This is a genomic window from Phytobacter sp. SCO41 (genome assembly GCF_003073275.1).
Classification (GTDB): domain Bacteria; phylum Pseudomonadota; class Gammaproteobacteria; order Enterobacterales; family Enterobacteriaceae; genus Phytobacter; species Phytobacter diazotrophicus.
Genome location: NZ_CP027225.1, coordinates 1,207,143 through 1,225,880, shown reverse-complemented (window position 1 = coordinate 1,225,880; position 18,738 = coordinate 1,207,143). Strand labels below are relative to the sequence as shown.

Sequence of the window (18,738 nt, the reverse complement as noted above, 5' to 3'; positions counted from 1 at the left end):
ATATGCGTACAGGCGCCAGGACTTTTACATCGGGTGTTGACAGCCAGATTGTCCGTTTCTCAGTAGTTTCTGTCCGCTGCGCTAAAGCATCGTCTCTTGTCTGCCGCCAGGATAATTCACAGACCAAAGGAGAAGACAATGCTTAAAGACCCTGCACAAAAATACCGTCCTTATACGCCGATTTCGTTACCCGATCGTCGCTGGCCTGAAAAACAACAAACCCACGCGCCACGCTGGCTCTCTACAGACCTGCGCGATGGCAACCAGGCGCTTGCAGAGCCCATGGACAGTGAGCGTAAGTTGCAGTTCTGGGATCTGCTCCTCGCCTGCGGTTTTAAAGAGATCGAAGTGGCATTCCCGTCTGCATCGCAAACCGACTTTAACTTTGTACGCCAGTTGATTGAAGAAAACCGCATTCCCCAGGATGTCACTGTCCAGGTATTGACCCAGGCGCGCGAGGATCTGATTCACCGAACCTTCGCTTCATTGATGGGAGCGCACAGCGCTACCATTCACCTCTACAATGCGACGGCACCACTGTTTCGCAAGCTGGTGTTTGGCATGGAAAAGGCCGACGTAATCGCCCTTGCGGTACGCTCTACACGGCTCATTCGTCAACTTTGCGAACAGCATCCACAAACCCGCTGGCAGTACGAGTATTCCCCGGAAACCTTCTGTTTTACCGAACCGGAATTTGCGCTGGAAATTTGTGAAGCCGTGGCCGATGTATGGGAACCCGGCGCTGAACGTCCCATGATTATTAATCTGCCCGCGACGGTGGAAGTCAACACGCCCAACGTTTACGCCGATCAGATTGAATATTTCTGCCGCCACTTTACCCGTCGCCAGGCGGTGAGTATCAGCGTGCATCCGCATAACGATCGCGGAACTGGCGTGGCAAGTGCTGAGCTGGCGCTGCTGGCAGGTGCCGATCGCGTTGAAGGCTGTCTGTTCGGTAATGGCGAACGCACCGGCAATGTTTGTCTGGTTACGCTGGCGATGAACCTTTATAGCCAGGGTATCTCACCGGAACTTGATTTCAGCAATATGCAGCAGGTGGTCGATGTGGTGGAAAACTGTAATCAGTTGCCCGTTCACCCACGTCATCCGTGGGCCGGGCGCCTGGCCTATACCGCCTTTTCTGGATCGCATCAGGATGCGATTAAAAAAGGCTTCGATGCCCGCAAGGCTGACGAGCGCTGGGAGATGCCCTATCTGCCTGTCGATCCGCAGGACATTGGTTGTACCTACGAAGCGGTGATCCGCGTGAACAGCCAGTCCGGTAAGAGCGGTAGCGCGTGGCTGATTGAGCAAAATCATGGGCTGAAATTACCCCGCGCGTTACAGCAGGATTTTAGCCAGCATGTACAGCGCGAAACGGACAGCCACGGTAAAGAGATGACGCAAAATGCGCTGTGGCAGCTCTTCCGCCAGCGCTACGGCCTGATTGCGCAGCCTGCGCTGGCCCTGGTGGATTATAAAAGCGAAAGCCGCCAGGATGGTCAGTTACATTTGCAGGCCACATTACTGCTACAGGGGACCCAACGTAAAATCGAAGGTCTGGGTAATGGATTGCTGTCTGCCGCCGCCGGCGCACTAAGCCAGTTGCTTAAACAGCCTTTCAGCATTAAGGATTATCACGAACATACGCTCGGAGAACGTAGCGACAGCCGCTCTGTGGCCTACATTCACTGTCTGTATCCGGACGGTAGCGGAAGCTGGGGGGTGGGTATCGATAATGATGTGGCGAGGGCATCTTTACAGGCGTTACTGAATGCGCTGAGCTAATAACACTCGTTTTCCGGTGCGCGGAAATAATCGCTGGGTGATATCCCCATCACCCGGCGAAACATCGCCGTAAACGCACTATGGCTGCCGTATCCCAGATCCAGCGCGACACGTAACACTGAGTGACCTTGCGCAAGCCTGACCAGCGCTTCCATCAGCTTTGCCTGCCGAACCCATTCGCCATAAGTTAACGCCGTTTGCCGTTGAAAATGGCGGTTAAGGGTCTTTTCACTCATGCCGATCAGCGCCGCCGCCTGTGTGCTGCTCCAGGGCTGGGCTATCGACTCGCGAATGCGCAGACACAGATTTTTCAGCACTTCACTCTCGGGCTCCGGCAAGAAAAAGGGCAGCACGCGCATACCGCGGATTTCATCGAGTATCAGCTCATAAACATGCTCATCACGACTGGCCGGCGCGTATTTTTCGGCAAGAGAAAACGAGGCGATAATCAGCTCGCGTAGCAGCGGTGTGATTTGCACAATCTGGCAGGAGGCGGGTAAATCCGCGCGGGCAAGTGGGTCAATAAACAGCGTGCGTGCAGCAACTTTACCCGTAATGCGAATCGCATGTTGTGTTCCGGCAGGCAACCAGACGCCGCGCCCTGGCGGTACGACCCAACAACCTGATGCCGTGTCCACCCGGACAACGCCACTTAAGATATGCAGCAATTGGGCGCACTCATGCTGATGCCACGGCTCGCTTTCTCCGTGTTCATAATCATGGGCAAAGGGGACCAGAGGGCGATGGGTAAAGGAGAAGGTTAAGGTCGTGGACATCGCTTAACCTCCTTTGCCCATCCCTCTCCCGTTGGGAGAGGGAACATTCGCACTAGATGTGCAGTTCCTGCAGTTTCTCTTTCGGCAGCGCCAGCTCTTCATTGCTGTTTACACGCACGTCTTTTTCGAGAATATGGCGCGCAATGTCCTGCGCTTCGCTCAGCGAGTGCATCTGATATGTGCCGCACTGATAGACGTTAAGTTCCGGAATCTGGTTCTGGTTCTGCACTTTCAGTACGTCAGCCATCGCCGCTTTCCAGGCATCGGCCACACGTTGCTCATCAGGCGTACCGATCAGGCTCATATAGAAGCCGGTACGGCAACCCATCGGGGAGATGTCGATAATCTCCACGCCATTCCCGTTCAGATGATCACGCATGAAACCTGCGAACAGGTGCTCAAGCGTATGGATACCTTTTTCCGGCATGACTTCTTTGTTAGGCACGCAGAAACGCAGGTCGAAAACGGTAATAGCGTCGCCATGAGGAGTGTTCATGCTCTTTGCAACACGAACCGCAGGCGCTTCCATACGGGTATGATCGACAGTGAAGCTATCCAACAATGGCATTTAGTCACCTCCGCAGTGATTTTTTTTAAAATAAAATGAACTCTTCATTCTGATGCGAGTCTGAGTATATGAAAGACGCGCATTTGTTATCATCATCCCTGTTTTCAGAGATGAATATTTTGGCCACATTACTGTGGCCTTTTTCTTTTCTGTCAGGCGTGTCTTGCGACCAGCGCCTCGAATGTCTCAGTATCCGACGCTTCAACCTCTTTCTGGCGCGCCCAGGAAACCTCGCACTCTTTTCTGAAATCCTCTTCGCGCAAAATTTCCAGCGGTTCTTCACGCAACATGGACCGATACTCTTCTGAGAGCGCTTTGCCCGTACCGCCAATACCTTTATCAAGCATAGAACGCAAAATGCGCGCCGAGAATGTCAGTTCCGGGTTGTCAAAACAGGCCACCAGTTCATCGCAAACCTGCTCATAATCGTTGCCACCGTACAATCCATCAAGCGTCTGCGCGACACGTTTAAGGTCACGGAACAGATCTTTCCCGACTTGTGGCAGTGGGAATTGCGCCGTTTCGCAGCCCATGCCCAGCGTCAGGCCCGGTTTACGCCCTTCCAGAATCACGCGATTCCAGTTTTTACGCGTACACAGCAGCTCGTCGCTACTCATTTCCGGCGCATCCGCCAGCACGCACCAGACCATAAACAGATCGAGGAAACGGATCTGCTGCTCATCTACGCCAATCGGGGTGAACGGATTGATGTCCAGCGAACGCACTTCAATATATTCAATTCCGCCGCGCAACAGCGCATCCGACGGCGACTCACCGTTACGCGTTACGCGTTTCGGGCGAATCGGGGCATAAAGTTCGTTTTCAATCTGCAGGATATTGGTATTGATCTGCAGGTACTTACCCTCTTTTTTCAGACCAATCTTCGCGTATTCCTCAGAGGGCGTTTTAATCGCGCGTTTCAGCGCCACGACATAATCAGACAGGTTGTTAAAGGTGATGCCAAGATTGCTTTGCGACTTGTTGGTGTACCCCAGGTCGCTCAAACGCAGCGAAGTGGCATACGGCAGATAATGCATGCCGCCAGGGGTCTTCTCGAAAGGCAGCGTCGAAGGTTTGCCCTGCAGGAAAGAGGGGCAAATCGCCGGGGACGCGCCAAACAGATACGGAATGACCCAACCAAAGCGGTAATAGTTACGGATCAGACGGAAGTAACCGTCAGAAACGGATTCTTTATCAGTTTCCCCACATTTGGCTTCCCAGAAAGCCATCGGCAGCGAAAAATTGTAATGCACGCCTGAAATGGTCTGCATCAACGCGCCGTAGCGGTTTTTCAAGCCTTCACGGTACAGGGTTTTCAGGCGACCGATATTTGACGAGCCATACTGCGCCAGTTCAATATCCTGGCCGTTTTCGATATAGCACGGCATGCTGAGCGGCCACATGCGTTCATCACCTATTTCACGCGCGGCAAAGCGGTGAATATCACGCATGATGGTCAGCATATGCTGAATATCACCGTCTACCGGAGTAATAAACTCCAGCAATGCTTCGGCAAAATCTGTCGTAATCCATTTATGGGTCAACGCGGAACCAAGGGCGTGCGGATGGCCGCTGGTTGCCAGCGTGCCATCTGCCTTGACGCGCAGCGTTTCGCGCTCAAGACCTCGTTGAATCCCCTTGAGAACCTGAGGATTTTTTTCCAGCCAGGACAATGCCTGTGATACGTCCGGGATCAAATTGACCTCCCGCCTGTAATATTCATTTTATTAAGCATAATTGTAATGGTTGACGATTAAAGGTCACTCACTCAGTCCAATTAGTGCCACCACGTCATGCCCTGGAGCGTTGCGACAGCGACAATTACATAGCGCAATGCTTTCCCAAGGCATAAAAAAAACACGACTGGCCCCCAGGGAATTCGCATCCATCCCGCCAGCAGGCACAGCAAATCGCCGATTACAGGCATCCAGCTTAATAACAGTGTGGCTGCACCATAGCGTCTTAGCCAGCCTGTTGCTTTTTCTTGCCAGCGCGACTTTTCACGCATTGGAAAGAAACGCCCAAGAATAACGTTAGTCAACCCTCCAAGGCTATTACCCATTGTTGCTATTAATACGAGTAACCACGGCTGACTAAGGCCGGAAAGCAGCATAGCAATCAGCACCACCTCAGAGTTGCCTGGAAGCAAGGTGGCGCTAAGAAAACTGCTGACAAACAGTGAAACAAGAGAAAGCGCTTCACTCACAGCAGGCGAACATCCACAGCATCCATCCCGGCCGCGCGTGCCGCCTGCAGGCCAAAGTCCGCATCCTCGAAAACCACGCATCTTTCCGGTGCGACGCCCATTTTTTCCGCACAGAGCAAAAAAGTATCGGGCGCCGGTTTATGGTTTTTTACATGATCGGCTGCAACCACGGCAGCGAAATAGTGACGCAGACCAAGATGGGATAACAGTGCTTCGGCGATCGCGCTTTCGCTCCCCGTCCCGACCGATAACGGACGGCGACCATGCCACTCTTTGACAACATCAATAAGCGGTAGCGGACGAACGGTATCCAGAAGCATCGCTTTTACCGCTTCTGTTTTTTCACGTGCGAGCGCATAAGGGTCAAGATCGGCCTGATTGAGTTCAATTACCGACTGTGCGATGCGCCAGGTAGGAGAACCGTTCAGCGCAATCATCGCCTGTATATCGTAACGCAGACCATAATGCCCCAGCACCTCATGCCAGGCTTTACGGTGAGTCGGTTCGGTATCCAGGATGGTGCCATCCATATCGAAAATCAGACCATCGTAACGTTCGTACATCGTGTTCTCATCGAGCGGATAACAAAACGTTACTTTATCGTAAACAAAGATTTTTGTCGCTGCCGGACGTAGAGACAACAAAGACGCCCTGGGGCGTCTTTGGGGGTTGCGAGGATTATTTGATCCTCAAATCGTTCTCGACCACCCGCACGCCCGGAACCCGGCGGGCGACCTCCACCGCGCGCTTAGCACTTTCAGCCGAGGAGACAAAACCACTCAGTTGCACACGCCCTTTAAAGGTTTCAACGCTGATTTCCGAAGATTTAATGTTTTTATCATTGAAGAGCGCGGTTTTGACTTTAGTTGTCACGACGGTGTCGTCAATATAGCCGCCGGTGCTTTCCTTTTTAGATGAGCCCGCACAACCGCTCAGGGTCAGTGCGACAAGTAACATTGCGCAAAACGCAGAAATAGCTTTGTACCCTTTCATGATATCTCTCCTTGCCTTCGCCTTACTCAATTTACATCGTTACGAGCAGATAAATTATAGAGGAAAGAACAACCTGCCAATAAAAATCTGTCAGGGAATGAAAAAGGATACGTGAAAAATGTGTTCGAAAAATAAGAAGGTGGAGAAGAGAACGTTGTTTTAGAGAAGATGGGGTATCCAGGAGGATGACACAATGCGTTCGCCCTGCGGGCCGTTGCTGACGCAACGTTATCCTCCCTGGTGCTGGCGATTATTGCGCAGCCCATGAAATAACAATGCTTATGTTATTCCGGAGAAGATGGTGCATCCAGGAGGATTCGAACCTCCGACCGCTCGGTTCGTAGCCGAGTACTCTATCCAGCTGAGCTATGGATGCATCGGGATTTACTGCTGATATCAAATACCGCTTTTGAAGCACTACCTGATAAAAGAGGGTACATCCAGGAGGATGACTCACTGCGTTCGCCCTGCGGGCCGTTGCTGACGCAACGTTATCTTCTCTGGTACTGGCGATTATTGCGCAGACCATGAAACAACAATAGTGATGTTATTCCGGAGAAGATGGTGCATCCAGGAGGATTCGAACCTCCGACCGCTCGGTTCGTAGCCGAGTACTCTATCCAGCTGAGCTATGGATGCATCGGGATTACTGCTTTACTACTGATTCAATGCTGCTCAACAAGCCGCAACACTGAGAAAGATGGTGCATCCAGGAGGATTCGAACCTCCGACCGCTCGGTTCGTAGCCGAGTACTCTATCCAGCTGAGCTATGGATGCATCAGGATTTACTGCTTTACTACCGATTCAATGCTGCTCAACAAGCCGCAACACTGAGAAAGATGGTGCATCCAGGAGGATTCGAACCTCCGACCGCTCGGTTCGTAGCCGAGTACTCTATCCAGCTGAGCTATGGATGCAAATGGCGGTGAGGCGGGGATTCGAACCCCGGATGCAGCTTTTGACCGCATACTCCCTTAGCAGGGGAGCGCCTTCAGCCTCTCGGCCACCTCACCACACGCCTCTTACGAGTGCTTCGAAGAACTTGTTTCTGCTCATCGTCGCTGCGTGGCGCACATATTACTTTCTGGGACTTATAAGTCAAACAATTTTTCCAGCCCCTGAATCGTTTGCACACTTCGCAGACAATTAGCCGGTTAAAAGTGCAAAAAGGATGTTTTATCAGCAGAAATTACCGATGCGCCCTATACGCCAGTACTGACAAAAGGCTGAGAAAAAGAAGTGAGAATAGAGAGTGTGAAATAAAAAGGTAACGTGATGAGGAGAGAATCGGGGAAAAATGTTGCGTCTCGCCGGGATGGCGAGACGCGGTAATATCAATAACTGGACTGCTGTGATTTTTCAGCCTGGATACGCTGGTAGATTTCTTCACGATGAACAGATACTTCTTTAGGAGCGTTAACGCCAATACGCACTTGGTTACCTTTAACCCCTAAAACAGTCACAGTGACCTCATCCCCAATCATGAGGGTCTCACCAACTCGACGAGTCAGAATCAGCATTCTTTGCTCCTTGAAAGATTAAAAGAGTCGGGTCTCTCTGTATCCCGGCATTCTCCATCATATAACGCCAAAAAGTAAGCGATGACAAACACGTTAAGTGTAAGCAGTCACGGCATCACATTCTGTTAGACGTAAGTTTAGCCGATATACACAACTTCAACCTGACTTTATCGTTTTCAATAGCGTAGTGGCAAGAACGCCATGGCGACAAGGCCATGGCGACTGCTATTCGCTTTGTAATTTTTACAGTTTCGCGCCGACCCAGCCTTTTACGCTGGCCATTGCTGCCGGAAGTGCTGCCACATCCGTGCCGCCGGCTTGCGCCATATCTGGACGCCCGCCACCTTTACCGCCCACTTGCTGGGCAACCATCCCAACCAGTTCCCCTGCTTTAACGCGGTCGGTCACATCCTTAGACACACCCGCAATCAGAGAAACCTTACCTTCTGCCACTGTGGCCAGCACGATAACGGCAGAACCTAATTGGTTCTTGAGATCGTCGACCATGGTACGCAGCATCTTCGGTTCAACACCCTCCAGCACGCTGACAAGGAGTTTAACGCCGTTGATATCCTCAGCCTTCCCGGTCAAGCTTGCGCTTTCCTGAGCGGCCTGTTGTTCTTTAAGCTGTTGCAGCTCTTTCTCTAGCTGACGGGTACGCTCCAGCGCGGAACGAACTTTGTCACCGAGATTGGCACTATCGCCTTTCAGCAACTGGGCAATATCCTGCAACTGGTCGCTTTGCGCATGCAGGGCCGCAATGGCGCCTTCGCCAGTGACCGCTTCAATACGACGGACGCCCGCCGCAGTGCCGGACTCAGATACAATGCGGAACAGGCCGATATCGCCCGTACGCGATGCGTGAGTACCACCACACAGTTCAGTGGAGAAATCGCCCATGCGAAGAACACGCACGCGGTCATCATATTTCTCACCAAACAGCGCCATTGCGCCAGAGGCTTTTGCCGCGTCGATATCCATGATGTTGGTTTCGATAGGCAGGTTGCGGCGAATTTGCGCGTTCACCAGATCTTCTACCGCACGGATTTCAGACGGTTTCATCGCTTCGAAATGTGAGAAGTCGAAACGCAGCGCCTTATCGTTAACCAGTGAGCCTTTCTGCGCCACATGCGTCCCCAGCACATCGCGCAGTGCGGCATGCATCAGGTGCGTTGCAGAGTGGTTCAGACGAATACGCAGACGACGAGCTTCGTCGACTTCGGCTTTCACGCCGTCGCCCACTTTCAGTGAACCTGTGGCAACGCGCCCCAGATGACCGATCGCCTGGCCGTATTTCTGCGTATCATTGACGGTGAACGTAAAGCCGTTGCCTTTCAGTTCCCCTTTGTCACCCACCTGACCACCGGATTCGGCATAGAACGGGGTCTGGTCCAGAATCACAACAGCGTCCTGACCGGCGTTCACCGCATTCACAGCTTTACCATCAACAAACAGCGCGGTCACTTTGCCGGTCAGTTCCAGATGGTCATAACCTTTAAATTCTGAGCTGCCATCGACACGGATCATCGCATTATAGTCAGCGCCAAAACCGCTGGATTCACGCGCACGACGACGCTGCTCTTCCATTGCGGCTTCAAAGCCTTTTTCGTCGACTTTCAGATTACGCTCGCGGCATACGTCAGCCGTCAGATCCACCGGGAAGCCATAGGTGTCGTACAGGCGGAAAGCGGTTTCGCCATCCAGCGTGTCGCCTTTGAGTTTCGCCAGCTCTTCGTCCAGCAGCGCCAGGCCACGCTCCAGCGTACGGGCAAACTGTTCTTCTTCGGTTTTCAGAACTTGCTCAACCTGCGCTTGCTGGCGTTTCAGTTCTTCACCGGCAGATCCCATAACGTCGAGCAGCGGCCCAACCAGTTTGTAGAAGAACGTATCTTTCGCGCCCAGCATGTTGCCGTGACGGATTGCACGGCGAATGATACGACGCAGCACATAGCCACGGTTTTCATTCGACGGGATCACGCCGTCAGCGATCAGGAAGGCACAGGAACGAATATGGTCCGCGATCACGCGCAGGGATTTGTTACTCAAATCGGTCGCGCCGGTCACATCAGCGACCGCTTTGATAAGTTTGCTGAACAGGTCGATTTCGTAGTTGGAATTCACATGTTGCAGCACCGCAGTGATACGTTCGAGCCCCATACCTGTATCAACGGACGGTTTCGGCAGCGGTTCCATGGTACCGTCAGCCTGACGGTTGAACTGCATAAAGACGATGTTCCAGATCTCAATGTAGCGGTCGCCGTCTTCTTCCGGGCTTCCCGGAGGGCCACCCCAGATATGGTCGCCATGGTCGTAGAAAATCTCGGTGCAAGGGCCGCACGGACCGGTATCGCCCATCTGCCAGAAGTTATCGGAAGCATAAGGCGCGCCTTTATTGTCTCCGATACGGATAATGCGCTCGCGCGGAATTCCGACTTCTTTTTCCCAGATTTCGTAGGCTTCGTCGTCGGTCTCGTACACCGTTACCCACAGACGCTCTTTTGGCAGTTTGAACCAGTTATCACCGGTCAGCAGTTCCCATGCGTACTGGATAGCATCGTGTTTGAAGTAGTCGCCGAAGCTGAAGTTACCCAGCATTTCGAAGAAGGTATGATGGCGCGCGGTGTAACCGACGTTTTCCAGGTCGTTGTGTTTACCACCCGCACGCACGCAGCGCTGCGCGGTAGTAGCACGGGAATAATTACGCTTGTCGAGCCCAAGGAATACGTCCTTGAACTGGTTCATCCCGGCGTTGGTAAACAGCAGAGTCGGGTCGTTATTCGGCACAAGGGAGCTGCTCGCAACTACCTGATGGCCCTTGCTATGGAAAAAATCGAGAAACGCCTGACGGATCTCAGCGGTGCTCTTGCTCATAATTATCCTGAAATCAAGCTAACGAAATGTCGTAACGGATTACTGCCCTTTGACAGACAGCAACCCGCTACTGGAAAAAGTGGGAATAAGATAAGTTTTCTTTACTACGAAGTAAAATCCCGTATGCGGTCAACCGGCAAAATTTCGCCAGATTTCCTGAATATCTTCCAGTAAATAACCGCGATAGAGTAAAAAGCGTTGCACTTTTACTTTCTCCGCAAAAGCTACGGGTAGTGGTTCACCGAATTTGCGTTGCGCCTGTTCCCGGGCAAGTTCGCACCAGTCGATATCACATTCTCGCATCGCGCTTTCGCAGATATCCCTCGCCAGCCCCTTCTGGCCCATTTCCTGGCGGATACGCGCAGGGCCGTATCCTTTGCGACTGCGGCTGGCAATGAACTGACGGGCAAAGCGCGCATCGTCGAGGTAGTTATTTTCCATGCACCAGGCGATGACTTTATCGACATCTTCCGGCGTGGCATCCGTTTTTTCCAGACCATTTTTCCCCATAACCGGGGCGGTAAGTTTTCTGCGAAGTTCCTGTTCCGCATGGTCACGCATGGCCAAAATGCGTAAGGCGCGGTCAAGCAGGCGGGCGTAGGCGGAGCGTCGGGGCGTGTTGTCAGACATGGTTAAATCCTGGCAGACTCTGAAAAACAAAAGGGCTGCATCCGCAGCCCTTGATTGTCATTCAGATTATCAGAAATCTTCGTTGGTTTCTTCGACACCTTCACCGCTGTCGTCCACCGAGAAATCAGCACCGGAGGAAGGATTGCTGAGCAGAATCTCACGCACTTTCTTCTCGATTTCTTTCGCCGTTGCCGGGTTTTCTTTCAGCCAGTTTGTCGCATTCGCTTTACCCTGACCGATTTTCTCGCCGTTGTAGCTGTACCAGGCGCCCGCTTTTTCAATCAGCTTCTCTTTCACGCCCAGGTCAACCAGCTCGCCGTAGAAGTTAATACCTTCGCCGTAGAGGATCTGGAACTCAGCCTGTTTGAACGGTGCAGCGATTTTGTTTTTCACCACTTTCACGCGGGTTTCGCTACCCACCACATTGTCGCCCTCTTTCACCGCGCCAACGCGACGAATATCCAGACGAACAGAGGCGTAGAATTTTAGCGCATTACCACCGGTGGTGGTTTCCGGGTTACCGAACATGACGCCAATTTTCATACGGATCTGGTTGATAAAGATCAGCAGCGTGTTGGACTGCTTAAGGTTACCCGCCAGTTTACGCATCGCCTGGCTCATCATACGTGCCGCGAGGCCCATGTGAGAGTCACCGATTTCGCCTTCGATTTCTGCTTTCGGCGTCAGCGCCGCAACGGAGTCGACAACGATAACGTCAACGGCACCAGAGCGTGCCAGCGCATCACAGATTTCCAGCGCCTGCTCACCGGTGTCCGGCTGAGAACACAGCAGATTGTCGATATCAACGCCCAGCTTACGTGCGTATACAGGGTCCAGCGCGTGTTCGGCGTCGATAAACGCACAGGTTTTGCCTTCACGCTGTGCCGCGGCGATAACCTGGAGGGTCAACGTCGTTTTACCGGACGATTCTGGCCCGTAAATTTCAACAATACGGCCCATTGGCAGACCGCCCGCACCCAGTGCGATATCCAGCGAAAGTGAACCGGTGGAGATCGTTTCGACATCCATAGAACGGTCTTCACCCAGACGCATGATGGAGCCTTTACCGAATTGCTTTTCGATCTGACCCAGTGCGGCCGCAAGCGCCTTTTGTTTGTTTTCGTCGATAGCCATTATTACTCCTGTCATGCAAGGTGAAGCGACTATGCTCCGCCGTGAATTTCTGTTCTGTTGTCGCAATTATACTGTATGGTCATACAGTATCAAGTATTTTGTAGAAAATGTTGCCACAGTGTTTGCAACGCATACACCGTCGCCTGACGACGCACCGCTTCGCGGTCTCCATCGAAGCACTCGCGGCGGGTAATGCCCTGCCCGCTAACGCTGGCAAACCCAAACCACACGGTGCCGACAGGCTTGCTGTCGCTGCCACCGTCCGGCCCGGCAATGCCGCTTATTGAGATAGCGTAATCCGCCCGCGCGGCTTTTAGCGCGCCAATCGCCATCTCCACCACTACGGGTTCACTCACTGCGCCATGTGCCGCAAGCGTCTCTGCCTTGACGCCAATCATCTGCGACTTGGCCTCATTACTGTAGGTGACAAAGCCACGCTCAAACCAGGCGGAACTCCCGGCGATATCGGTAATGGCTTTTGCCACCCAGCCACCCGTACAGGACTCCGCCGTGGTGACGGTCGCCCCGCGCGCCTTGAGCGCCAGCCCCACACGCTCACTTAGTTGCATTAATTCGCTGTCAGTCATAGTGACCCCTGTCGTGCAAAAACCGTGGCGCAAAAGATACCACTTTCAGGATAAAGGTGGGGATGCGGTGACGAATTTACGAGGAGGCTTCAGAAAAAAGCCAGCTTTCGCTGGCTTAGAGAGGTTATTTCATGCTGTTAGCGATGGTTTCAACATTGTGGCGAAACGCTTTGACGTATGAGTCCGCCACGCCCCCTTTTTTGCTCAGCGCCTCAGGATAGAGCTCTCCGCCAGGCTGTGCGCCGGTCGCGCTGGCAATCTGTTTCACCAGGCGCGGATCAAGCTGGTTTTCCATAAACCAGGTATGCACGCCGTCGGCTTTAATCTGCTTAATCAGCTCAGCCACCTGCTGCGCGCTGGCTTCACTTTCAGAGGAGATACCCTGCGGGGCGAGGAACGTTACGCCGTACGCCCGGCCAAAGTAGCCAAACGCGTCGTGGCTGGTCAGCACTTTGCGTTTCTCTTGCGGTACCGCGTCAAACTGGGTTTTCGCCCAGCTATCGAGCTGCTGAACCTGCTCAATATAACGCTGGCCGGTCGCCTTCAGCGCTACTTCATCCTGCGGGTCGGCTTTGACGTACGCCGCAAGAATATTCTTCGCATAGAGCGCACCGTTAGCCGCACTGTTCCAGGCGTGCGGGTCGGTCACAGTTTTGCCGTCTTCTTCCAGCGTATGGGTCGAAACGCCCTCAGAAGCGACAACCACAACCCCTTTAAAGCCAGACGCTTTCACCAGCCGGTCCAGCCAGCCTTCCAGCCCCAGACCATTGACCACCACCACATCGGCCTTATTGAGCAACGCGCTATCTTTGGCGCTCGGCTCGAAGGTATGCGGGTCGCCATCCGGCCCGACAAGCGTAGTGACTTTCACATGATCGCCACCGGTTTTGGCGGCGATATCCCCCAGTACCGAGAAACTGGCGACCACGTTTAATGTTTTCGCCATGACACTTTGCGTCATCAGCCCAAGCGCTAATGCCAGAACCACACCTGCCTTTTTCATTATGTCTCCTTGCCTGTTTTTTGTGCGCGTAAGGTGCTGCGCACGCCGAATAAGATGGAAAAAATAAACACGACGCTCGCGCTCAGGACGATAGATGGCCCCGCCGGTAGCCCTGCCATCCACGAAAGACTCAGACCAAACCATGCACACAGCGCGCCGCTAACGCCTGCAAATAAAAGCAGGCCAGGGAGTGTTCGCGCCCAGCAGCGTGCGGCTACCGCCGGTAAAATCATCACCCCCACCGCCATTAATGTGCCCAGTACCTGAAACCCGGCCACGAGGTTTAACACCAGCAGTGCCAGAAACAGGCTGTGGAGCAGAGCGGGCAGTCGCGGCGCGTTAATCTGCAAAAAACTGCTGTCGAAAGCTTCACTCACCAGTCCGCGATAAAACAGCGCCAGACACAGGAGCGTCAGGCTGGCGACGCCCGCGACAAACAACGCCGCGTCCTGATCGACCGCCAGGACTGAGCCAAACAGTAAATGCAGCAGGTCAACGCTTGAGCCACGCAGCGAGACCAGCGTCACGCCCAGCGCCAGTGACGCGAGATACAAACCGGCAAAGCTGGCGTCCTCTTTGAGCGGCGTGCGTCGGCTGATGATCCCGGCCACCAGCGCCACGATAATTCCGGCAAAAAAGCCGCCCAGACTCATCGCCAGTAATGACATGCCGTTGAGTAAGTAGCCTGCCGCCACGCCCGGTAAAATCGCGTGCGAGAGCGCATCGCCCATCAGGCTCATACGCCGCAGTTGCAAAAAGACACCCAGCGCCGTGGTGCTGACGGATAAAGCCAGACACACCACCAGCGCGCGGCGCATAAAGCCGAACTCAATAAACGGCTGGAAAAAGAGATGCCATATCATGCCAGGCACGCTCCGCTGTTCTGCGTCAGGGTCACGTCAGTCGTCCCCCAATGGGCGCTTTCTGTATCCAGACGCAGCGTCTGGGGGAAGTAGCGTTTGACACGTTCACTATCGTGCAACACGGCGAGGATGGTTTGCCCCTGCTGATGCATATCGACAATCTGCTCCATCAGCACCTGGCTTGTGGCCTCATCAATGCCGGTAAAGGGTTCATCGAGCATGACGAGCGGCGCATGCTGTAACCACATGCGGGCAAAAAGCATGCGCTGAAACTGGCCACCGGAGAGGGCTTCAACGGTGGTGCGCGCCATCGTCAGCAGCCCCACCCGCTCCAGCGCCTCAGCAACATGCGCTCTGGCCTGGCGATTAAGACCGCGAAACAGCGAGATACGCGGCCAGGCACCCATGCTAACCACATCCTGCACCGTAATGGGAAAATGCGGGTCCAGCGTCTGCCGCTGTGCCAGCCAGCCGATAACCGGTAGTGAAGGCGTCCAGCGCAGCGTGCCACTGACCGGCGGCAGTATGCCTGCCAGCGTTTTGAGTAACGTCGATTTGCCGCAGCCATTGACCCCGACAATTGCGGTCATGCTGCCGGCTTCAATGACACCGCACAGAGAGGGGGTAATGGCGCGCGAGCCGTAGCCCGCCACCAGATGATCAAGCTCAATCATGCCAGCGCCACCGACCATGCCGTAAGCAGCCACAGCACAACTAACAACGCCGCAGCCAGTCCAAGCCGGACCGCGCTGGCGCAGGAGAAAAGGGTTACATCCATCATCACCGAACCTTCATAATGTTATAACATAACAATAATCAGAAGCCGTGATGAAGTAAACGGGAATTTATCGGGTGAATGCGTCGAAATGTTTCAACCCCTCCCGCAGGAGGGGCTGACAATTAGCGAACGCGCGCCAGCGCAACCGCCTGACCAAGCTGCCAGACCGCCATCGCGTAGTGCGTGCTGCTGTTGTAACGGGTGATGGTGTAGAAGTTGGGTAAGCCGTACCAGTACTCATAATTGGTGCCAACATCCAGCCGCAACAGGCTGGCCTGTTGGTGGTTCCCCAACGGTTGCTGCGGCGTTAAGCCCGCTGACGCCAGTTGCGCCACGCTGTAGTTGGTTTTAAAGCCATTTGCCAGCCCCGGCGCCTGGCCATTAGCAGGCACCGCCACCAGATCGCCTTTCACCCAACCATGTTCTTTAAAGTAGTTTGCCACGCTGCCGATGGCATCGACCGGATCCCACAGGTTGATATGCCCGTCGCCATTAAAATCAACGGCATACTGTTTGTAAGACGACGGCATAAACTGACCGTAGCCCATCGCACCGGCGAACGAACCTTTCAAATCGAGCGGATCATCACTTTCATCTCGCGCCATTAGCAGGAACGTTTCCAGTTCGCTGGAGAAATACGCGGCGCGGCGTGGATAGTCGAAGGAGAGCGTCGCCAGCGCATCAAGGATACGCGTTTTGCCCATCACGCGGCCCCAGCGGGTTTCCACGCCGATAATGCCAACGATAATTTCCGGCGGTACGCCGTAGACCATCCATGCGCGATTCAGCGCGTCTTCATATTGATTCCAGAACGCCACGCCGTTTTGCACGTTATCCGCAGTGATGAACTGGCTGCGATAGCGCAGCCATGCGCCATTCGGCCCTACCGGTGCCGGGCCGGTTGGTGCCTGGCGGTCCATCAGGCGCAGCACGTAATCGAGTCGCTTCGCCTGAGAGAGAATTTCGTGTAACTGCTGACGGTCAAAGCCGTGTTTGCTCACCATCTCATTGATGAACTGCTCCGCCGCCGGGTTATTGGCGAAGTCGCCGCCCATTGCCATCACATTATGCTGCGGCTTGAGCAGGAAACCGCCAGAGGGTTCCGCAGGTTGACCGGTTATCACACCGTCGGTAGATGCTGCGGTTTGATGAGGTTTGCTGCTGCAGGCGGCAAGTAAAACGAGCGCAGGGAGGAGCGCTGCGTAACGACGCTTAAACATGGGACATCCATTTAACAATTCATTCAACCAGGAGGAATTATGGTAAAGCATGCGGGCTTCCACAAGGAAGCGGCTTCCATGTTTCTTCTCTCTCCTCTTATCTGAAATGCCGCGTTTGTCTTCACTTCACACCTTCCACTTACCAAAAACTTTCACAATGATCATTTTATCTTTCATATTGAGATCTAAATAACACTTTTTAACCTTTCATAATGATTATTATAAGTCCCAGTTTTGCAACAACGAGAAAACCCTACAGGAGAGAACAATGATCGAAACCATTACTCATGGTGCCGAATGGTTCATCGGGCTGTTTCAGAAAGGCGGGGTTGTGTTTACCGGGATGGTGACCGGTATTCTGCCGCTGCTGATAAGTCTGCTGGTTATCATGAACGCACTGATCAATTTCATTGGTCAGCACCGTATTGAGCGGCTGGCGCAGCGCTGCGCTGGCAATCCGGTGACCCGTTATCTGCTGCTGCCGTGCGTGGGCACCTTTGTTTTCTGCAACCCGATGACGCTCAGTCTCGGACGCTTTATGCCGGAACGTTACAAGCCCAGTTATTACGCCGCCGCTTCTTACAGTTGCCACTCAATGAATGGCCTGTTCCCCCATATCAATCCCGGTGAATTGTTCGTCTATTTAGGCATCGCCAACGGCCTGACTACCCTCGGTCTGCCGCTGGGACCACTTGCCGTGAGCTACCTGCTGGTTGGTCTGGTCACTAACTTCTTCCGTGGCTGGATTACCGATCTGACGACCGCGATTTTCGAGAAAAAAATGGGCATTCAGCTTGAGCAGAAAGTACAACTGGCAGGAGCAACATCATGAGCCGCATTGTGATTGAAAAAGGTACCGGCGGCTGGGGCGGCCCACTGGCACTCGATCCCACCGCGAACAAGAAGATCGTCTATATCACGGCCGGAACGCGACCGGCGATCGTCGACAAGCTGGCACAAATGACCGGCTGGGAAGCGGTGGATGGCTTTAAAGAGGGAGAACCGGCAGAAGCGGAAATCGGCGTTGCAGTCATCGACTGCGGCGGTACGTTACGTTGCGGCATTTACCCGAAACGGCGCATTCCCACCATCAATATCCATGCCACCGGCAAGTCAGGCCCGCTGGCGCAGTACATCCTGGAAGATATCTATGTCTCTGGCGTAAGAGAGGAAAATATCTACTGGCAGGATGGTGAGTTGCCCCATACACCGGCACAACGCGAAGCCACTGCCCGTGATTATGACACCAGCAAAAAAATCACCGAGCAGAGCGATGGTCTGCTGGCGAAAGTCGGCATGGGTATGGGCTCAGCCGTCGCTGTACTGTTTCAGGCCGGGCGCGACACCATCGATACGGTGCTGAAAACCATCCTGCCGTTTATGGCATTCGTCTCGGCACTTATCGGGATCATTATGGCCTCCGGTTTGGGTGACTGGATAGCCCACGGCCTGGCCCCCCTTGCCAGTCATCCGTTAGGGCTGGTGACGCTGGCGCTGATTTGTTCCTTCCCGTTGCTGTCACCGTTCCTCGGCCCAGGGGCGGTCATTGCTCAGGTTATTGGCGTGTTGATTGGTGTGCAAATCGGTCAGGGAAATATCCCACCGCACCTTGCCCTGCCAGCCCTGTTCGCTATTAACGCCCAGGCCGCATGTGACTTTATCCCCGTAGGGCTTTCCCTGGCAGAAGCACGCCAGGACACCGTTCGCGTCGGCGTGCCGTCTGTACTGGTTAGCCGCTTCTTAACGGGTGCGCCAACGGTGCTTATCGCCTGGTTTGTTTCCGGCTTTATTTATCAATAA

General features: G+C 53.8%; 18 protein-coding genes and 5 tRNA genes. 3 read left to right on the top strand and 20 right to left on the bottom strand.

The features are described from left to right. Nucleotides 1-138 precede the first annotated feature (138 nt). A complete protein-coding gene (leuA, locus tag C5523_RS06010) occupies nt 139-1,788 on the top strand; it encodes a 2-isopropylmalate synthase (RefSeq protein WP_039077613.1) in 1,650 nt (549 codons plus the stop codon). On the opposite strand, the gene C5523_RS06005 is transcribed toward leuA, so the two are convergent. The 20 genes from C5523_RS06005 to mltB form a co-directional block, all read right to left on the bottom strand. Next, on the bottom strand, nt 1,785-2,564 hold the full coding sequence (locus C5523_RS06005) for a helix-turn-helix domain-containing protein (protein WP_071194731.1): 780 nt from the start codon (nt 2,562-2,564) through the stop codon (nt 1,785-1,787). The two genes, leuA and C5523_RS06005, sit on opposite strands and share 4 nt — an antisense overlap. A gap of 52 nt (nt 2,565-2,616) precedes the next feature. Beyond that, nucleotides 2,617-3,132, bottom strand: a complete 516-nt coding sequence (gene luxS, locus C5523_RS06000; RefSeq protein ID WP_039077615.1) for an S-ribosylhomocysteine lyase — start codon at nt 3,130-3,132, stop codon at nt 2,617-2,619. A 152-nt stretch (nt 3,133-3,284) separates the two neighbouring features. Further along, nucleotides 3,285-4,829, bottom strand: a complete 1,545-nt coding sequence (gene gshA, locus C5523_RS05995) for a glutamate--cysteine ligase (protein WP_108700753.1) — start codon at nt 4,827-4,829, stop codon at nt 3,285-3,287. A gap of 80 nt (nt 4,830-4,909) precedes the next feature. Further along, nucleotides 4,910-5,338 carry a YqaA family protein gene (locus tag C5523_RS05990; RefSeq protein WP_039077617.1) on the bottom strand — a complete coding sequence of 143 codons (429 nt, stop codon included), beginning with the start codon at nt 5,336-5,338 and terminating at the stop codon, nt 4,910-4,912. Continuing rightward, the gene (gene yqaB, locus C5523_RS05985) at nt 5,335-5,901 is read right to left on the bottom strand and encodes a fructose-1-phosphate/6-phosphogluconate phosphatase (RefSeq protein WP_107224576.1); all 567 of its coding nucleotides are present in this window, start codon (nt 5,899-5,901) and stop codon (nt 5,335-5,337) included. The genes C5523_RS05990 and yqaB overlap by 4 nt, the downstream gene beginning before the upstream one ends. Nucleotides 5,902-6,016: 115 nt before the next feature. Next, nucleotides 6,017-6,331: a BON domain-containing protein gene (locus C5523_RS05980; protein WP_039077619.1), complete on the bottom strand. Its 315-nt coding sequence runs from the start codon at nt 6,329-6,331 to the stop codon at nt 6,017-6,019. 299 nt (nt 6,332-6,630) lie between these two features. Continuing rightward, nucleotides 6,631-6,707: transfer RNA gene (locus tag C5523_RS05975), tRNA-Arg, on the bottom strand. 186 nt (nt 6,708-6,893) lie between these two features. After that, a tRNA-Arg gene (locus C5523_RS05970) sits at nt 6,894-6,970 on the bottom strand. Nucleotides 6,971-7,032: 62 nt separating this feature from the next. Then, nucleotides 7,033-7,109 (bottom strand) — tRNA-Arg (locus C5523_RS05965). 63 nt (nt 7,110-7,172) lie between these two features. Continuing rightward, a tRNA-Arg gene (locus tag C5523_RS05960) sits at nt 7,173-7,249 on the bottom strand. 3 nt (nt 7,250-7,252) lie between these two features. Continuing rightward, nucleotides 7,253-7,345: transfer RNA gene (locus C5523_RS05955), tRNA-Ser, on the bottom strand. A 321-nt stretch (nt 7,346-7,666) separates the two neighbouring features. Beyond that, nucleotides 7,667-7,852 carry a carbon storage regulator CsrA gene (csrA, locus tag C5523_RS05950; protein WP_000906486.1) on the bottom strand — a complete coding sequence of 62 codons (186 nt, stop codon included), beginning with the start codon at nt 7,850-7,852 and terminating at the stop codon, nt 7,667-7,669. Nucleotides 7,853-8,095: 243 nt separating this feature from the next. Then, the gene (alaS, locus tag C5523_RS05945; RefSeq protein ID WP_108700752.1) at nt 8,096-10,723 is read right to left on the bottom strand and encodes an alanine--tRNA ligase; all 2,628 of its coding nucleotides are present in this window, start codon (nt 10,721-10,723) and stop codon (nt 8,096-8,098) included. Nucleotides 10,724-10,852: 129 nt separating this feature from the next. Next, a complete protein-coding gene (recX, locus tag C5523_RS05940; protein WP_071194734.1) occupies nt 10,853-11,353 on the bottom strand; it encodes a recombination regulator RecX in 501 nt (166 codons plus the stop codon). A gap of 69 nt (nt 11,354-11,422) precedes the next feature. Next, entirely contained in the window at nt 11,423-12,487 is a 1,065-nt protein-coding gene (gene recA, locus C5523_RS05935) for a recombinase RecA (protein WP_039077622.1), read from the bottom strand. 89 nt (nt 12,488-12,576) lie between these two features. Beyond that, the gene (gene pncC, locus C5523_RS05930) at nt 12,577-13,074 is read right to left on the bottom strand and encodes a nicotinamide-nucleotide amidase (protein ID WP_039077623.1); all 498 of its coding nucleotides are present in this window, start codon (nt 13,072-13,074) and stop codon (nt 12,577-12,579) included. Between the two features lie 124 nt (nt 13,075-13,198). Beyond that, complete coding sequence (locus C5523_RS05925) at nt 13,199-14,077, bottom strand: metal ABC transporter substrate-binding protein (protein WP_071194735.1); 879 nt, start codon at nt 14,075-14,077, stop codon at nt 13,199-13,201. Continuing rightward, entirely contained in the window at nt 14,077-14,940 is an 864-nt protein-coding gene (locus C5523_RS05920; RefSeq protein ID WP_071194736.1) for a metal ABC transporter permease, read from the bottom strand. Before C5523_RS05920 ends, C5523_RS05925 begins: the two co-directional genes overlap by 1 nt. Next, nucleotides 14,937-15,614: a metal ABC transporter ATP-binding protein gene (locus tag C5523_RS05915; RefSeq protein WP_108700751.1), complete on the bottom strand. Its 678-nt coding sequence runs from the start codon at nt 15,612-15,614 to the stop codon at nt 14,937-14,939. Before C5523_RS05915 ends, C5523_RS05920 begins: the two co-directional genes overlap by 4 nt. Before the next feature lie 226 nt (nt 15,615-15,840). After that, on the bottom strand, nt 15,841-16,938 hold the full coding sequence (mltB, locus tag C5523_RS05910) for a lytic murein transglycosylase B (protein ID WP_071194737.1): 1,098 nt from the start codon (nt 16,936-16,938) through the stop codon (nt 15,841-15,843). 268 nt (nt 16,939-17,206) lie between these two features. On the opposite strand from mltB, the gene srlA reads away from it, so the two are divergent. Continuing rightward, the gene (gene srlA, locus C5523_RS05905) at nt 17,207-17,770 is read left to right on the top strand and encodes a PTS glucitol/sorbitol transporter subunit IIC (RefSeq protein WP_039077628.1); all 564 of its coding nucleotides are present in this window, start codon (nt 17,207-17,209) and stop codon (nt 17,768-17,770) included. Then, nucleotides 17,767-18,738, top strand: a complete 972-nt coding sequence (locus C5523_RS05900) for a PTS glucitol/sorbitol transporter subunit IIB (RefSeq protein WP_039077629.1) — start codon at nt 17,767-17,769, stop codon at nt 18,736-18,738. The genes srlA and C5523_RS05900 overlap by 4 nt, the downstream gene beginning before the upstream one ends.

What these genes read in the sequence shown, in the direction of transcription:
- leuA (WP_039077613.1), top strand. Translation starts at nt 139, where the DNA reads ATGCTTAAAGACCCTGCACAAAAATACCGTCCTTATACGCCGATTTCG.
- C5523_RS06005 (WP_071194731.1), bottom strand. Translation starts at nt 2,564, where the DNA reads ATGTCCACGACCTTAACCTTCTCCTTTACCCATCGCCCTCTGGTCCCC.
- luxS (WP_039077615.1), bottom strand. Translation starts at nt 3,132, where the DNA reads ATGCCATTGTTGGATAGCTTCACTGTCGATCATACCCGTATGGAAGCG.
- yqaB (WP_107224576.1), bottom strand. Translation starts at nt 5,901, where the DNA reads ATGTACGAACGTTACGATGGTCTGATTTTCGATATGGATGGCACCATC.
- C5523_RS05980 (WP_039077619.1), bottom strand. Translation starts at nt 6,331, where the DNA reads ATGAAAGGGTACAAAGCTATTTCTGCGTTTTGCGCAATGTTACTTGTC.
- csrA (WP_000906486.1), bottom strand. Translation starts at nt 7,852, where the DNA reads ATGCTGATTCTGACTCGTCGAGTTGGTGAGACCCTCATGATTGGGGAT.
- alaS (WP_108700752.1), bottom strand. Translation starts at nt 10,723, where the DNA reads ATGAGCAAGAGCACCGCTGAGATCCGTCAGGCGTTTCTCGATTTTTTC.
- recX (WP_071194734.1), bottom strand. Translation starts at nt 11,353, where the DNA reads ATGTCTGACAACACGCCCCGACGCTCCGCCTACGCCCGCCTGCTTGAC.
- recA (WP_039077622.1), bottom strand. Translation starts at nt 12,487, where the DNA reads ATGGCTATCGACGAAAACAAACAAAAGGCGCTTGCGGCCGCACTGGGT.
- pncC (WP_039077623.1), bottom strand. Translation starts at nt 13,074, where the DNA reads ATGACTGACAGCGAATTAATGCAACTAAGTGAGCGTGTGGGGCTGGCG.
- C5523_RS05925 (WP_071194735.1), bottom strand. Translation starts at nt 14,077, where the DNA reads ATGAAAAAGGCAGGTGTGGTTCTGGCATTAGCGCTTGGGCTGATGACG.
- C5523_RS05920 (WP_071194736.1), bottom strand. Translation starts at nt 14,940, where the DNA reads ATGATATGGCATCTCTTTTTCCAGCCGTTTATTGAGTTCGGCTTTATG.
- C5523_RS05915 (WP_108700751.1), bottom strand. Translation starts at nt 15,614, where the DNA reads ATGATTGAGCTTGATCATCTGGTGGCGGGCTACGGCTCGCGCGCCATT.
- mltB (WP_071194737.1), bottom strand. Translation starts at nt 16,938, where the DNA reads ATGTTTAAGCGTCGTTACGCAGCGCTCCTCCCTGCGCTCGTTTTACTT.
- srlA (WP_039077628.1), top strand. Translation starts at nt 17,207, where the DNA reads ATGATCGAAACCATTACTCATGGTGCCGAATGGTTCATCGGGCTGTTT.
- C5523_RS05900 (WP_039077629.1), top strand. Translation starts at nt 17,767, where the DNA reads ATGAGCCGCATTGTGATTGAAAAAGGTACCGGCGGCTGGGGCGGCCCA.